The 14,703-nt window shown below is 36.3% G+C and carries 14 protein-coding genes; 1 reads left to right on the forward strand and 13 read right to left on the reverse strand.

What is annotated here, in order from left to right:
* Positions 1-46: 46 nt before the first annotated feature.
* From udk to LG296_RS12285, 11 genes are all read right to left on the reverse strand, one after another.
* Complete coding sequence (gene udk / locus LG296_RS12235; protein WP_107934555.1) at positions 47-685, reverse strand: uridine kinase; 639 nt, start codon at positions 683-685, stop codon at positions 47-49.
* Positions 686-1,951 (reverse strand): U32 family peptidase, encoded by a 1,266-nt coding sequence (locus LG296_RS12240; RefSeq protein WP_181417924.1) that lies wholly within the window; start codon positions 1,949-1,951, stop codon positions 686-688.
* Between the two features lie 28 nt (positions 1,952-1,979).
* The gene (locus LG296_RS12245; protein WP_107934557.1) at positions 1,980-2,912 is read right to left on the reverse strand and encodes a peptidase U32 family protein; all 933 of its coding nucleotides are present in this window, start codon (positions 2,910-2,912) and stop codon (positions 1,980-1,982) included.
* Between the two features lie 6 nt (positions 2,913-2,918).
* On the reverse strand, positions 2,919-3,551 hold the full coding sequence (locus tag LG296_RS12250) for an O-methyltransferase (RefSeq protein ID WP_107934558.1): 633 nt from the start codon (positions 3,549-3,551) through the stop codon (positions 2,919-2,921).
* Between the two features lie 223 nt (positions 3,552-3,774).
* Entirely contained in the window at positions 3,775-4,920 is a 1,146-nt protein-coding gene (gene mltG, locus LG296_RS12255) for an endolytic transglycosylase MltG (protein ID WP_107934559.1), read from the reverse strand.
* A 578-nt stretch (positions 4,921-5,498) separates the two neighbouring features.
* Entirely contained in the window at positions 5,499-6,026 is a 528-nt protein-coding gene (locus tag LG296_RS12260; RefSeq protein WP_107934560.1) for a DUF1292 domain-containing protein, read from the reverse strand.
* A 221-nt stretch (positions 6,027-6,247) separates the two neighbouring features.
* Positions 6,248-6,553: a DUF1292 domain-containing protein gene (locus LG296_RS12265; protein ID WP_107934561.1), complete on the reverse strand. Its 306-nt coding sequence runs from the start codon at positions 6,551-6,553 to the stop codon at positions 6,248-6,250.
* 265 nt (positions 6,554-6,818) lie between these two features.
* A complete protein-coding gene (ruvX, locus tag LG296_RS12270) occupies positions 6,819-7,235 on the reverse strand; it encodes a Holliday junction resolvase RuvX (protein WP_107934562.1) in 417 nt (138 codons plus the stop codon).
* Positions 7,236-7,243: 8 nt separating this feature from the next.
* The gene (locus tag LG296_RS12275) at positions 7,244-7,510 is read right to left on the reverse strand and encodes an IreB family regulatory phosphoprotein (RefSeq protein ID WP_107934661.1); all 267 of its coding nucleotides are present in this window, start codon (positions 7,508-7,510) and stop codon (positions 7,244-7,246) included.
* Between the two features lie 170 nt (positions 7,511-7,680).
* Complete coding sequence (alaS, locus tag LG296_RS12280; protein ID WP_107934563.1) at positions 7,681-10,341, reverse strand: alanine--tRNA ligase; 2,661 nt, start codon at positions 10,339-10,341, stop codon at positions 7,681-7,683.
* A gap of 607 nt (positions 10,342-10,948) precedes the next feature.
* Positions 10,949-11,743 carry a GNAT family N-acetyltransferase gene (locus LG296_RS12285; RefSeq protein WP_107934564.1) on the reverse strand — a complete coding sequence of 265 codons (795 nt, stop codon included), beginning with the start codon at positions 11,741-11,743 and terminating at the stop codon, positions 10,949-10,951.
* 166 nt (positions 11,744-11,909) lie between these two features.
* Here LG296_RS12285 and LG296_RS12290 point away from each other — a divergent pair, with 166 nt between their 5' ends.
* The gene (locus tag LG296_RS12290; protein WP_107934565.1) at positions 11,910-12,593 is read left to right on the forward strand and encodes a TerC family protein; all 684 of its coding nucleotides are present in this window, start codon (positions 11,910-11,912) and stop codon (positions 12,591-12,593) included.
* Between the two features lie 15 nt (positions 12,594-12,608).
* Here LG296_RS12290 and LG296_RS12295 read toward each other — a convergent pair whose 3' ends face one another.
* Complete coding sequence (locus LG296_RS12295; RefSeq protein ID WP_107934662.1) at positions 12,609-13,763, reverse strand: MFS transporter; 1,155 nt, start codon at positions 13,761-13,763, stop codon at positions 12,609-12,611.
* A 114-nt stretch (positions 13,764-13,877) separates the two neighbouring features.
* On the reverse strand, positions 13,878-14,648 hold the full coding sequence (locus tag LG296_RS12300; RefSeq protein WP_107934566.1) for a sporulation protein: 771 nt from the start codon (positions 14,646-14,648) through the stop codon (positions 13,878-13,880).
* Positions 14,649-14,703 lie beyond the last annotated feature (55 nt).

Raw genomic sequence — 14,703 nt, forward strand, 5'->3', positions numbered from 1 at the left:
CGCAATATTTTTTTATACTAATTAATTCCAATACTCACTCATCATATTACACAATTGTTGTAGTTTCAAGAATTGTTTTAATTTTTGTTACCATTAAATCAATTGCAACTTCATTTTCTCCACCTTCAGGGATAATAACATCTGCATATCTTTTAGTTGGTTCAATGAATAGATTGTGCATTGGACGAACAGCCGTTAAATATTGATCGATAACAGAATCTATTGTTCTGCCTCGTTCCTTAATATCTCGCTCAATACGACGAATTATACGTAAATCTGAGTCTGTATCAACAAATAATTTAATATCCATTAAATCTCTTAATCGTTTATCTTCTAATACAAGGATTCCCTCTAGGATAATAACATCCTTTGGATCTACATGGATGACCTCATCTGCACGTGTGTGATTTACATAGTCATAAACAGGCTTATCAATAGCTTGTCTTTGTAATAAGCTGTTAACATGCTCTAATAATAAATCGTTATCAAACGCTAGCGGATGATCATAGTTTGTTTTTAGACGTTCTTCAAAAGTTAAATGACTTTGATTTTTATAATAGTAATCTTGTTCAATTACAACCACGGAATGCTCACGAAAGACATCATAGATGGCATGAGTCACGCTCGTTTTTCCAGAACATGAACCGCCTGCAATCCCTATTACTAAAGGGCGCTTTTTCGACATTTAAATATTCTCCTTTCGCATCATGTTGTAGCTGAACAACGGACGCTCACACTTAAATTTTACAATTTGTAATGGATGGTTAGCAATTTCTAGCTCATTACCTTTTTCATCCCAAATTTGACCAACCGTTAATTTGAAGGATTCAATATCAGGACCAAAGAACTCAACTGTATCTCCAGTTTTAAAGTAATTACGCTGCTGTAGAGTAACCATCTGTGTAGCTTGGTCATAGTCAAGAACTAGACCTGCAAAATCCCATTTCATTTTAGAGGCATGGTCACCAAACATTTGCTGCTCGTAGCCTGGCTCACCTTCAAAGAAGCTTGATGCCGTTGGACGGTTTGCACAACGATCTAATTCTTCAAGCCACTCTTTTTGAATTTTAAAATTATCCGGATCTGCACAATAAGCATCAATTACTTTACGGTAAACAGAAATAACAGTTGCCACATAGTGAATTGATTTCATGCGACCTTCAACCTTTAACGAATCAATCCCAAGCTCAATCATATGTGGTATAGACTCAATCAGCTTCAAGTCTTTTGGACTCATTGCAAATGGTGCGTCATCTTCGTTAAATAAAGCCTTTTCCCCACCATCAACCTCTTCATATAAATCATAATCCCAACGGCATGATTGACAGCAGCCGCCACGGTTTGAGTCACGAGCTGTCATATGATTTGATAATACACAACGACCTGAATAAGCAATACACATCGCACCATGAACGAAGGCTTCGATTTCAATATCTACCTCTTCCTTCATTTTGAACATTTCTTCTGCACCTACCTCACGTGCTAAAACAACACGATGCAGTCCTTCCTGCTTCCAATACTTCACAGCTTTCCAATTCGATAATGACTGCTGTGTTGAAAGATGGATTTCTAGTTTCGGTGCCACGCTGCGACAAGTTTCAATAATTAAAGGGTCTGCAACAATAATACCTCTTACACCGACACCTTCAATTGCTTGTAAATACTCCTCTAAGCCAGCCATATTTTCATTATGTGCAAAAATATTAGTTGTTACATAAATAACAGCACCATATTTTTTCGCAAACTCAACACCTTCACGCATTTCTTCGATGGAGAAGTTGCCTGCATTTGAACGTAAGCCAAATTCTTGACCACCAATAAATACAGCATCAGCACCATAATGAACAGCAACTTTTAACTTTTCTAAGCTTCCAGCAGGTGCTAGTAGCTCAGGTTTTTTAGTAATAACACGTTTACCATTTACGGTTTCACGAATTTTTTCGTTTTCTATTAGCTGTAACAAGGCAAGGTTCTCCTTTCTAATAAACTGTTTCTTTGAAGATAAAGCCTGTATCGAGTGGACGTAATTCTGGTTGAATTTCTTCAATTTTCTCTAAAAGCTCGTCCTTAATATCATCATAAGCATCTTCACCGGTATCGAAATATGCGTCAATAGCTTGTCGATAACAATTAGTTACCGTGTTGATGTAACCTTCAGTATGTAGAACACCATCGAATTTTAAGGAATCAATCCCCGCTTCGAAAAGCTCTGTTAATTCATCGATTAGACACATATCATTTGGAGAAAAAATATGTGTTCCGTTTACATCTTCAAAAATCGGGTATTTATTTTTACGTTCCTTGTCATGTAAGAACATATTTTTATTTGCCTTACGATTTTCTATTTCCATTACTTCATCACGGTATAAGAAATAGTTCCCTAATAAGGATCTCTTAGATTGGAACATACATGTCATTCCATGTATTTGAACTTGAATTTCTGGCTGTGCATTTTCTTTAATCTCAATTACTTCATCTAATGAAAGTTCACGAGCAAGGACTGTACGTTTTGCTCCTCGTTCATACCAATAATTTGCTTGGAACCAGTTCGTCGCAATTGTTTCCGGATTCCAATGTAGAGGTATCGTGATTTCTAATTCACGAACTGCTACTACCACGGCTGGGTCGCCGAAAATTAATGCATCAACACCAATTCGTTGCATTTCTTTTAAATAATTATCAAGAGCATCAATACGATCATTGTGGAAAATAGCATTAACTGCAACGTATACTTTTTTTCCAGCCTCATGGATTAGCTTCGTTGCTTTTTCCACGTCACTTACTGAGAACTCACCTGCTAGACGTAAACCAAATTGGTGTTCACCTATAACAAAAGCGTCTGCGCCCATCTCGATCAATGCACTTATATGATCTACAGACTTTGGTGTCACTAATAATTCAGGTTTTTTCATAATTCGTCACCTCTTCAAACAAATTAGTAAGCCGTCGCCGACAGGGAAAAATGTACTATCATAATCTGGATGTGCCATTATCCAATCAGCAAAGGTTTTCAAATTGCGAATCATTGTTCTTTTCCGCCTTGGGACTTCTTTGATATCTAAATCAGATAATCCATGCATGTACATATTATCGATATATAAAATACCGCCCGAGGGTACTAAAGGAGAATACTTTTTAAAAAAGCGCATGTATTGACCCTTAGCTGCGTCAATAAAAACAGCATCAAAGCTAGATTGAATACTTTCTACATCTACTTCTAATGCATCTCCTTCAATCACTGTAATACGATTCGCTGCTTCTGAGCGTGCAATAAATTGCTTTGCAAGATCAACTCGTTCTGAATCCCTTTCAACAGTAACAATTGTACAGTTTGGTAAAGTAATCGCCATGCGTAGCGCAGAATAACCAATGGCTGTCCCTATTTCTAATATACTAGATGGTTTTTGAATACGTAGCAGCTGATTTAATACATCAATACCCGATAATTGCATAATCGGCACATGATGCTCCTTTGCATACGTTTCCATTTCCATCAATAATTCATTACGAGGCTGAATAAAGGATTCTATGTACGTGTTAGAAATTTCCATTCATGTGAACCCCTTTATATTGAAGAATTTATATTTTATTTATGGTAGGAGATTAAAAATAGAGATTTACAATCTACTTCATCCTAAAAAAACACAACTTATAATATCATGAAAATAGAAGGAAAGCGAATAAATCTTTATTATTCACTGGATGAAAAGCTAGCTTTCTAAACTTTTCGTGAAATAATAAATATACTCGTTTCCTTCTAAAGTGTTTTATCTTTTATTGATTTAAAAACTTATTGATATTTTGTAAATGTTCATCATACGATTTGGCAAAATGATTATTTCCTTCAGCATCAGCTAGGAAGTATAAATAATCCGTATCGGTCGGATTAAGTGTCGCTTCAATGGAAATTTTTCCGGCATTTGCTATCGGCCCTGGAGGTAATCCTTGAATCACGTAAGTGTTATATGGATTATCCACCTCTAAATCTTCATAAAGTACACGATCTTTATGAGAGCCTAATGCATACAAAACAGTTGGATCGGTTTGTAATGGCATATTAATATCTAGGCGATTATAAAAGACACTAGCAATTGTTTCACGGTCTGTCTGAGCTGTAGCTTCTTCCTCAAGTAATGAAGCAAAAGTTAGAAGTTGATGTGCTGTCATCTCTTTCTCTTCTAGTATACTTGCGTACTGCATAACGACATCATTGGTTAATGAAATCATCGTTTCCACAATTTCCTGTAATGATGGATTTTCTTCGTAGAATGAATAAGTTGAAGGATATAAGTAACCTTCTAATGCATTACGAATACTTCCATTTAAGATCTCCTCGGTAATGAGGTCAGGATAAGTACCCATCATATTTTGGATAAATTCAGTACTGTTGACTAATGTCAAAAACTCCTCAGCAGAGTATTGCGTATTTTTTTCGATAATCCCTGAAATCTGATCCAACGTTAACCCTTCTGGAACTGTTACTGTAAATACAGGCTCACGGTATACTTTCCCAGTTTTTAAGCTTTCGATAATTTCATCAAGTGTCATAGACTGAGTCATTATATAATCACCGGCTTGGAAATTCGATTCATTCTTAAATTTTGTATAGTATTTAAAAATACGTGCATTTTTAATAATACCGTTTTCTTCTAAAATAGACGAAATTGTCGAGATTCCCGATCCCATCGGAATTTCTAATGGAATTTCAGTAGTAGCCTCCGGATTAACCGGCTCAAGTGCAGAAGTCACATAAAAATAACCACTAACTCCTACAATCCCAACAACCAATAAAATAACCAACGTCACTATCGTTACAATCCGACGAACAACTCGTCCTTCTTTTTTACGTATCGTCATCTTTTCAATCATCTCTTGTTTTTTAGATTCATTATTATTATCCACCAACGTACCCCCTAACATCTCCCTAATATGATACAAGAAAATACAAATGGTGACAACAAAACCCGCCACATCTTCAGATGTGACGGGTTTTACCTACGCCGAAAGCTTGCGACAGGTGCAATAAACTTAGATGTAGCCTATTGCACCAAACACTTTCTATTACTACTTTCCTTGCAGTTTCTCGATTCACCAGGTAGCAATGCATGTGTCATTGCTACGATCCAAGCAGTTTCTCTCTCCACATGGTAGCAAAACTTCCTCTATTGCGACGTTCCAACCAGTAATTCATTCCACATGGTGGCAAAGTGCTTTCTATTGCTACGGTTCAACCAATTTCTCTCTCTACACGGTAGCAAAGTACTCTCTATTGCTACGATCCCAGCAGTTTCTCTCTCCACACGGTAACAAAGCACACTCTATTACTACGATTCAAACAGTTTCTCTCTCCACGCGGTAACAAAAAACTCGCCCCACCTTTCCAAAGCACACACTCCCTCAAAACCATCCTCTATGTTCAGCAAGAACCAATCGCGCGGAAAACAAAAAACTGGTCGAAAAGTATTTTACTAATACTTTTTCGACCAGCCTTATTCATTTTATTTTTGATTTAACGATGCTAGCTCTTGTTCAACTTTTTCCCATTCTTCATCAGTTTCGATCGGTAATAGGTCTTGAACTTCACCTTTTTCACCCGCAATATAGCAGGCTGCAAAAATCTCGCCGATTTCCATATTTTCTTGGTCTGCAAAAGTATAAAGAATATAGGATTTATTAAACTCTTCTAATTCAAAACGATGGATTACTTCACACACAACCTCTTTACCGTTTTCATCTGAAATGGTAAAGAAATCTTCTTCGCCATCTCCAAATTCAGCGATTAGGGTGTTTAGGACTTCATCTACCATTTCCCACTCTTCTTCTGTTTCCAGAGATGTGAAATCTGTCATTTGACCGTTCTCATCTAACTCAAAACGAAGTGCTGACACTTCCTCGCTATCATTTCCAGCCTCATCAACTATTGAATATAACACATAAGAATGGTCATCACTATCAAATGTAATAATCGCTCTACACTCTTGTTCTGTACCATCCTCTAATTGAATTTTAAAATTTTGCTCATCCATATTAGGCACCTCCATATTTTGATTAATAATATCTTTGCAAATAGCAGTATTATTTTATATCAATCCCCTAAATTTGCTGCTTCTTATCAGCAAGAGGAGAAAAACAGCTCGGCCAAAAAGAGGCAAAGCACCTGTTACAACTTCAAGGTATTTTTTAAAAACATATGCTTCTATAAGCTAAAAAAGGTAGGCAAATTTACGCCTACCTTTTCATTTAGTTATTATTCTTCTTCTTCGTCTAATTGATCTTCAAGTTGGTTTAAAACTTCTTCAATTAAATCCCATTCAGCTTCAGTTTCGATCGGTTCTAATTCTCCGTCTTCACCGTTTTCTGATGGAGTAAACGCAGAAGCAAAGATTTCGATTTGGCCTTCATCATCTTCTTCTGCACCAACTAAAGAATAAAGTACATATGATTTACCAAAATCTTCTGAGTCGAAAGTATGGATTACTTCGCATAACTGCTCGTTACCATTTTCGTCTACGATTGTAATATTTCGTTGTTCGTGATCGTGTTCTTGTACCATTATTGGTCACCTCTTCATTAATTTTTAACTTTGCTACATCTCTAGTGCGAAAGTTTATTTGCTCTTTGTTACTCGTTAACAAGCAGTGAATATATTACACTGTCATACACGTTTGCAGCAAGCTATAACCCTTGAGCTTGTTACAATTTGATGTTAACTTGCTCAAGGATATAATAATTGCCTTGTACGATAAACTTCGGTCATTGGCATTTGCCCATGCCTCAAACTCGAGGAGCAAAAGAATTAACTTTCAAGAAATTGAAACTTAGTTCTTACTATCTAGATATCCTTGTAGGATCATTACAGCCGCCATCTTGTCGATTACTAGTTTGCGCTTTTTACGGCTAACATCAGCTTCGATAAGCATACGCTCTGCAGCCATAGTTGTTAATCGCTCATCCCACAGTTTAACAGGTAATTGGAAGGTTTCTTCTAATAATGCTTTATAATTATTAGAGGCTTCTCCACGAGGGCCGACTGTATTATTCATATTCTTTGGAAAACCTACCACAAATTCGGTAACAGCATATTCCTTCACAAGCTCTTTTATACGGTCAATACCAAAATCGCCTGATTCTTCGTTAATTTTTACAGTCTCAATTCCTTGTGCTGTCCAGCCTAACGCATCACTAATTGCAACGCCGACTGTTTTTGAACCTACGTCTAAACCCATGATTCTCATAGTTACTTTTATGCCTCGTTATTCATCTTAATATAAAACTTTACTAGCTCTTCAAGAATTTCATCTCGCTCAAGCTTACGTATTAGATTTCTTGCATCCTGATGGCGAGGGATATATGCCGGATCACCAGATAAAAGATACCCTACGATTTGATTTGTAGGATTATACCCCTTCTCCTCTAGTGAAGAGTACACCTTCAGCATCACTTGCTTTACTTCTTGTTCCATTGATTCTTCTGGGAAACTAAATTTCATTGTTTTATCAAACGAACTCAAGACCAGCACCTCGCTTTCAGAAATTAGGAAATGCAACGACGTACTACATCCCCGTTTTCTTTATTATAACTTATTATTGTTTGCAATCAAATATTGGAATGGTATTCTTACCATTTTTTACATGAAGTAAATTTGCAATATGAAAATTTCACTCTTCTATTGAGGTGAAATTAGAATGATTTAACGTAATCATACACAGAAACTAATGCTTCTTCAAGTTTGGAAGCATCCTTCGCACCAGCCATCGCCATATCTGGACGACCGCCACCTTTACCACCACAAGCTTCAGCCACTATTTTCACGATATTGCCTGCGTGATAGTTTCCTCCAACTAGGTCCTTCGATACTCCAGCACAAATCATTACTTTGTCACCATCAACAGCTCCAAGTACAATGACAGCTTTATCTAATTTCCCTTTTAAATCATCCATCATTTGACGTAGTTGATTATTATCCTTCGCATCAACTTTTGTCGATAAAACTGTTACATCTCCCAATTTTTGAGCAGCATCAAGTACTGCGCTTGCTTGAGAATTAGCAATTTTTTGGGATAGAGCATCATTTTCGCGTTGCTGTTCCTTTAACTCTTGCTGTAGATTTTCAACACGTGCCACTAAATCTTTTGGATTTGCCTTTAAAAGTCCAGCAGACTCTTCTAAAATACGTTGTTCTTCTTTAACAGCCTCGTAAGCAGCTTTTCCAGTAACAGCTTCAATACGTCGCGTTCCTGCCCCAATACCTGCCTCAGAAACGATTTTGAATAAACCAATTTCTGATGAACGTTTAACATGGATACCACCGCAAAGCTCAACAGAGTAGTCACTTACTTGAACAACACGAACAAGATCACCATATTTCTCGCCGAATAATGCCATAGCTCCCATTGCTTTCGCTTCTGAGATTGGCATTTCTTCGATAACTACTTCAATATCATCCCAAATTTTTTCATTAACAATACGTTCAATTTTTTCAATCTCTTCTTTTGTTGCTGGACCAAAGTGAGAGAAGTCAAAGCGTAGACGATCTGGACCCACATAAGAACCTGCTTGGTTAACATGGTCACCTAATACATCTTTTAATGCACGTTGCATAATATGTGTAGCTGTGTGGTTTTTCACAACTAGGTTTCGCACATCACGATCAACCCTTGCCACTACATTGTCATTTAAGTTCATTTCACCAGATTCAATTACAACCGTATGAAGTGATTGACCATTTGGCGCTTTTTGTACATCTTTTACAAAAGCCTTAAATGTGTCGTTTTCAATTGTTCCATGGTCAGCAACCTGACCACCCATTTCAGCATAGAAAGGTGTTTCTGCTAAAATAACAAGAATCTCTTCACCTTCAGAAGCAGTCTCAACGATTTGACCATTTGCAACCAATGCGACTACTTTGGTTTCCGTTTGTAATGTATCATAGCCAACAAAATTCGATTCTTGCTTTAAGTTAGCAAGAACTTCTGATTGAACCTGCATTGAATCCACATCAGCACGAGCTGCACGAGCACGTTCACGTTGCTCCTCCATTGCTGATTCAAAGCCTTTATGGTCAACTGTCATACCAGCTTCTTGTGCATATTCCTCTGTAAGCTCAACAGGGAAACCATATGTGTCATATAGACGGAAGGCATCACTACCTGGAATCACATTTAATCCAGCAGCTTGTTCTTTTTTAATAACCTCTGAAAGAATCGCCAATCCACCATCAAGTGTTTCATGGAATCGATTTTCCTCATTTTTAATAACACGTTGGATAAATTCTGTTTTTTCTTTTACCTCTGGGTAGAAGTCCTTCATAATTTCTCCAACAGTTGGAACTAGCTCAAACATAAATGGCTTTTCAATTCCAATTTGTTTAGCATAACGAACCGCACGACGTAATAAACGGCGTAATACATAACCGCGTCCTTCATTTGATGGTAGTGCTCCATCTCCAATTGCAAAAGCAACCGTACGAATATGGTCTGCGATTACTTTAAACGGTGTATTCACATCTTCTTCACTACCGAAGATTTCTTTTAAGTCAATTTCACCAGGACGTTTGTAGCCGCGGTTTGAAAAATCTTCAATTTTCTTGATAATTGGCATAAACAAATCTGTATCAAAGTTTGTTGGTACATTTTGAACAACAGATGCCATACGCTCAAGACCCATACCCGTATCGATATTTTGCTTTGGAAGTGGTGTGTATGTGCCATCAGGATTATGGTTGAATTGTGAGAATACTAAATTCCAAATCTCAAGATAGCGTTCGTTTTCTCCACCTGGATATAGCTCAGGATCATTTTCATCATTCCCATACTCTAATCCACGATCGTAGAAAATTTCTGAGTTTGGACCTGATGGACCCTCACCGATATCCCAGAAGTTCCCCTCAATACGAATTAAACGATCCTCTGGTATGCCAATTTCGTTTCTCCAAATATCATATGCTTCTTGGTCCTCTGGATGAATCGTGATAGATAAAAGTTCTGGATTGAAGCCCATCCATTTTGGATCCGTTAAAAATTCCCATGCAAAGTGAATAGCTTCTTTTTTAAAGTAATCACCGATGGAGAAGTTTCCTAGCATTTCAAAGAATGTATGGTGTCTAGCTGTTTTCCCCACATTTTCAATATCATTTGTTCGAATTGATTTTTGAGCATTTGTAATTCGTGGATTATCCGGGATTACACGACCATCAAAATATTTTTTTAATGTTGCCACACCTGAGTTAATCCAAAGCAATGATGCGTCATTAATTGGTACTAATGGTGCTGAGGGTTCTTGTGCATGTCCTTTTTCAATAAAAAATTCTAAATATTTGTTACGAATATCTGATGCCTTCATCTTAAAAATACCTCCAAAATTAATTTAATTTGTTTTTACATGATGGTGTCAAAATTCAATGATAGTAGATAGTTTTCACCAGATTTGGATAAAAATCCGGTTAAGTCATGAAAATATGCGATGCTTGTTCAAAGTGTCGCAAAAACAATAGCTAATTCCGCCAATTTTTAAACAAAATAAAAAGCCCTCATCCCAGTGAAGGGACGAAGACTGTATTCGCGGTACCACCCTAATTTATAAGTCGGTTAAAGTCAAAGGTTTTCACCTTTACGACTCAACTGAGAAACGATTTCTTTTTAACCTCTATTTAAAAGTTAAAATCAATCATTTTCACGAAACCAAACTTATATCTCAAGCACTGTAACGTAAGTGAACGTCAGGGATTAGCTGCACTCAGGAGTAGCTTTTCCGTTAAAGGTTTACGTAAGATTCTTTCAGCCTTAGGAATCTCTTTCTGTTCGAAACGCATAAACGTACTTTTTCCATCATTGTTTTAAAAGTATGAGAAATTAGTATACGAAACCAATAATAGGTAAATTCGTATTTTCTAATAAATTATATGAAATGGATTTGATTGTGTCAATTATAACTAATTTACTTTTTTCGATTATTCAAAACGATACATATTCCAAAAGCCAATATCTTCAAATCCAAGACGCTTATATATTTTTCCTGCCTCCGGATTATCGTAAAACAGACAAAGCTCTTTTCCCTCTTCTAAAAGATCTTTACATAATTTAATCATACAATCTGAAGCAAGACCCCTGCGTTTGAATTTTTCCTTTGTCGCAACTGCAATAACCATTGCTGAGGAACTATTTTCTGCCGTTGTTGAAGCAGTTGTCGCCATCTCTTTATCTACTCGAATAAAGTATGTACGGCCAGTGTTATTTTCAATCATACGCTTCTTGGATTCTACAGTAATATTACTTGCTTGAAACTCTGGTACACCCTTTAACAGCTCAACATTTTCTACAAGCTCATTTAAGCTTAACCTTTCAACACGAGCTAACTCATCATCACTCTTTGTTTCTAGTAGCTTCTGGCATTTTGCATAGTAAAAGGAGCTATTTGTTTTCTTTTTCTTTGGAATCAAGGGCTCAAGTTTTTCTACTACTTCTTTTAGTCCTGATAACTCGCGCATATTTGGATCACTGTTTATAATTTCAGCAAAGCCTTCTACATCATAGACTCCCTCTGCATAAGGAATATAATTACTTTCATATCTTAATAGTACTGCAACGAGCTCATTAGCCTCATTGAATTGACCCCAAAGTGTTTGGAAATCACTTTCAAACCCAAAGGCCTCAACATCCCCGATTATAAATAAATTCTCTGCAGGTTTTTTCCCTATAAATTCCATAAGCTGCTTACGATTTGCTTCTGTAAGTTTTTTTATCATATCTATCCCCCCATATCGACTATAAAATTATTAAGAAATTACCATATTTTTCTACATAATTCAAGTAAGGTTTAACCATAATCTCTCTTCTTAATAGAACTCTCTTTTCATATATTGATGGTAAAGTGGACGAACATTGCTTAGAAAAGACGGGAGAGAGTATGTAATGGAAATATTATCCGGTGAATTTTTAACTGCTTTAGTTACTATTATCATGATTGATTTAGTACTTGCAGGGGATAATGCTTTACTGATTGGACTGGTTGCTAAAAATTTACCTAAGAATCAGCAAAAGCGAGTCATTTTTTGGGGAACCTTCTGTGCCATTTTTGTTCGTATCCTTCTGACATTGGTCGCAGTCAAACTACTTCAATTTGACGGTCTCCTATTAGTTGGTGGCGTATTACTTCTGTACATATCCTATAAGCTTCTATTGACAGAAGAAGATATGCATGTGAAGCCAAGTAAAAAGAATTTTTGGGGAGCAATCGGCACAATTCTGCTTGCAGATGTTTTAATGGGGGTAGACAATATTATTGCAGTTGCTGGGGCAGCTCATGGCAGTACCTTACTGGTGATTATTGGTCTAATCGTTTCAATCCCTATCGTAGTTTGGGGTAGTGCCTTTGTTACCAAACTGATGGAGAAATTCCCACTTATCATTGTGCTAGGGTCAGCACTTTTAACATGGACAGCTGCGAAAATGATTGTAAAGGACAGCTATATTTCACCTTTTTTCACAACGCAAAAGGATATTTATACATTTGAAATTATCGTTGTAGGCGTGGTACTGATCATTGGATTATCTGTAAAATATCTGTTTAGACGTAGAGAAGTCGTCCCTAGCTAGGGACGACTTTTTCTTTTAATATTGATAGACTTTTTTTGTGAATAGAATGATGAAGATAGCCGGCACTGTAAAAACAATCATACCTAAAAAGGCTAGGCCGGGAGTAATCTCATATAAAAACCCTCCAAATAAGGTTAATACTGCTGCACTTAAGCTCATAGCTAACGCAGAATATAGACCCTGTGCATTAGATAATTGTTGTTTAGGTAAATTGCGCGTTATGTATTGAACAAATGCATAATGAGCCATTGCAAATGCTAGGGCATGTAAGGACTGTGATAAGACAAACACCCATACATTCGGGAATAGGAAAATCATAATCCATCTTAAGGTTGAACCTGCTGCTGCTAGAAGGAATAAGGATGATGTTTTCCACTTAACAAAAAGGTGATCCACCTTTAAAAAGAATAAAATCTCAAAAATCACAGCTACATTTAAGATTAACCCAATATAAAAGGTATTGACCTGTAAATATTGCTGTAAATAGATATAACTATAGTTATAATAGGACGCTAGTGAGCCCTGTAGTAAAATTGCTAGTATCATGATAATTGGGAACCCTTTTATTTTCCACAAGCTTCTCATAGAAAATTTTTGAGAACGGTCTTCTACTGTTGGCTTCACATATAATACTTCTGGTGCAGGCATAGCTTGTAAGCCCAGCATAATGATTAAATAAGCGATCATACTCCATAAAATTGCATCCTCACCTAGGTAGCCAATAATAATACTAAGAATGAAAACAGAAATCACAAAACTTATTGAGCCATAGGAACGACTTTTTCCATAATGTACTTTCCCTTGCTGAACAAGGGTTGATGCACTACTTTCGATTGCCGGTAATAACGAAGGATAAAACAAACTAAAAATCATCGTTACAATAAACAAAGTAATGAAATGATTAAAAGGAATATATAAAATTGCAGCAATCAATGCACTTATCACTAAAAATTGTGTTAACTTTTTATCACTTAAATATTTTGATGCAAACGGGAAAATAAACATTGTTGATATAGCACGCGCTACTAAACCAAATCCCATAATAAGACTAACCTCAGAGACAGATAATCCTTTTGCCTCACTCAACCAACCTGCCCAATACTGTAAATATACGCCCCAAGTAAAGAAAAAAATAAAGAAATTTTGGGACAACCATCGCTGATCGTTCATAATCGTCATTCAACCTCCCATATAGTTGAATAATAGCATATTTAAAATGAGAAATTGATAAAAAATGTAAAAAGTCACTAAAAGCAATTTTACTTTTAGCGACTTCTTTTTTTCTTATGAGTATTTTGAAATAATTTGTCCTAATTGTCGACCTAATAAATGTAAGTCCTGTTGAGTGATTGTCATTCTGACATGAGTTTCATCGGTATCAAGTGCTTCAGCAAAGAACCCACCTAGCCCTCTTGCTTTTCGATCTACCTGCATAAGTATTTCAACTTGGTTATCAGATTGAGAAAGAAAAACAATTTCTAACTCGTCTAGTTTCCCTCGAAAAGCACCACTTGTCGGAACAAATTCAAATTCCTGACTAAATGGATAGTTCCCTCTTAGTTTATGAGAGGCTTGTTTACATTCTACCTCTCGCAGTCTAAAACCTAATTGCTGTACTTCATCTAATATTCTTGAAGCAATTTTTGATGGACGGATATCTATATAATCTCGATCCCCTGAATCCAATCCATTTTTAATATCTAACTCGGTAGCAACCCATACCTTTGTTTTACCAACTGTAATCGGAACATCAAGAGGGATATTAAATGAAATAGGAATGATTTTCGTTTCGTTCGCATTAATAATAAACGGATCACTTACTTTAAACTTTTGGATTGCTGCATTAGCAGTATACTTCTTATCATCCGCTTCTTTAATATATGTCGTATATAAAGTTAAATAAATCGTATTAATTTGTTGTTCTACATTACCACCATAGATTTCAACTTCACCTTTGATTTCCTCCCCTGCTTCATAAGCAGATTTCTCTAATTTTGTATCGACCTTTGCCGATCCAATGCCGATACTTGCACCAAATTTTTTAAAAAATGCCATTTCAAAAACTCCCATCAAAGTTATAATGTTTTTTAATACGGATATAAGGTACTGA

This window comes from Ureibacillus chungkukjangi (assembly GCF_044795995.1).
Classification (GTDB): Bacteria; Bacillota; Bacilli; order Bacillales_A; family Planococcaceae; genus Ureibacillus; species Ureibacillus chungkukjangi.

Excerpts from the sequence above, each read along its gene's own strand:
- udk (WP_107934555.1), bottom strand. The coding sequence starts at position 685 with ATGTCGAAAAAGCGCCCTTTAGTAATAGGGATTGCAGGCGGTTCATGT.
- LG296_RS12245 (WP_107934557.1), bottom strand. The coding sequence starts at position 2,912 with ATGAAAAAACCTGAATTATTAGTGACACCAAAGTCTGTAGATCATATA.
- LG296_RS12250 (WP_107934558.1), bottom strand. The coding sequence starts at position 3,551 with ATGGAAATTTCTAACACGTACATAGAATCCTTTATTCAGCCTCGTAAT.
- mltG (WP_107934559.1), bottom strand. The coding sequence starts at position 4,920 with ATGTTAGGGGGTACGTTGGTGGATAATAATAATGAATCTAAAAAACAA.
- LG296_RS12260 (WP_107934560.1), bottom strand. The coding sequence starts at position 6,026 with ATGGATGAGCAAAATTTTAAAATTCAATTAGAGGATGGTACAGAACAA.
- LG296_RS12265 (WP_107934561.1), bottom strand. The coding sequence starts at position 6,553 with ATGGTACAAGAACACGATCACGAACAACGAAATATTACAATCGTAGAC.
- ruvX (WP_107934562.1), bottom strand. The coding sequence starts at position 7,235 with ATGAGAATCATGGGTTTAGACGTAGGTTCAAAAACAGTCGGCGTTGCA.
- alaS (WP_107934563.1), bottom strand. The coding sequence starts at position 10,341 with ATGAAGGCATCAGATATTCGTAACAAATATTTAGAATTTTTTATTGAA.
- LG296_RS12285 (WP_107934564.1), bottom strand. The coding sequence starts at position 11,743 with ATGATAAAAAAACTTACAGAAGCAAATCGTAAGCAGCTTATGGAATTT.
- LG296_RS12290 (WP_107934565.1), top strand. The coding sequence starts at position 11,910 with ATGGAAATATTATCCGGTGAATTTTTAACTGCTTTAGTTACTATTATC.
- LG296_RS12295 (WP_107934662.1), bottom strand. The coding sequence starts at position 13,763 with ATGAACGATCAGCGATGGTTGTCCCAAAATTTCTTTATTTTTTTCTTT.
- LG296_RS12300 (WP_107934566.1), bottom strand. The coding sequence starts at position 14,648 with ATGGCATTTTTTAAAAAATTTGGTGCAAGTATCGGCATTGGATCGGCA.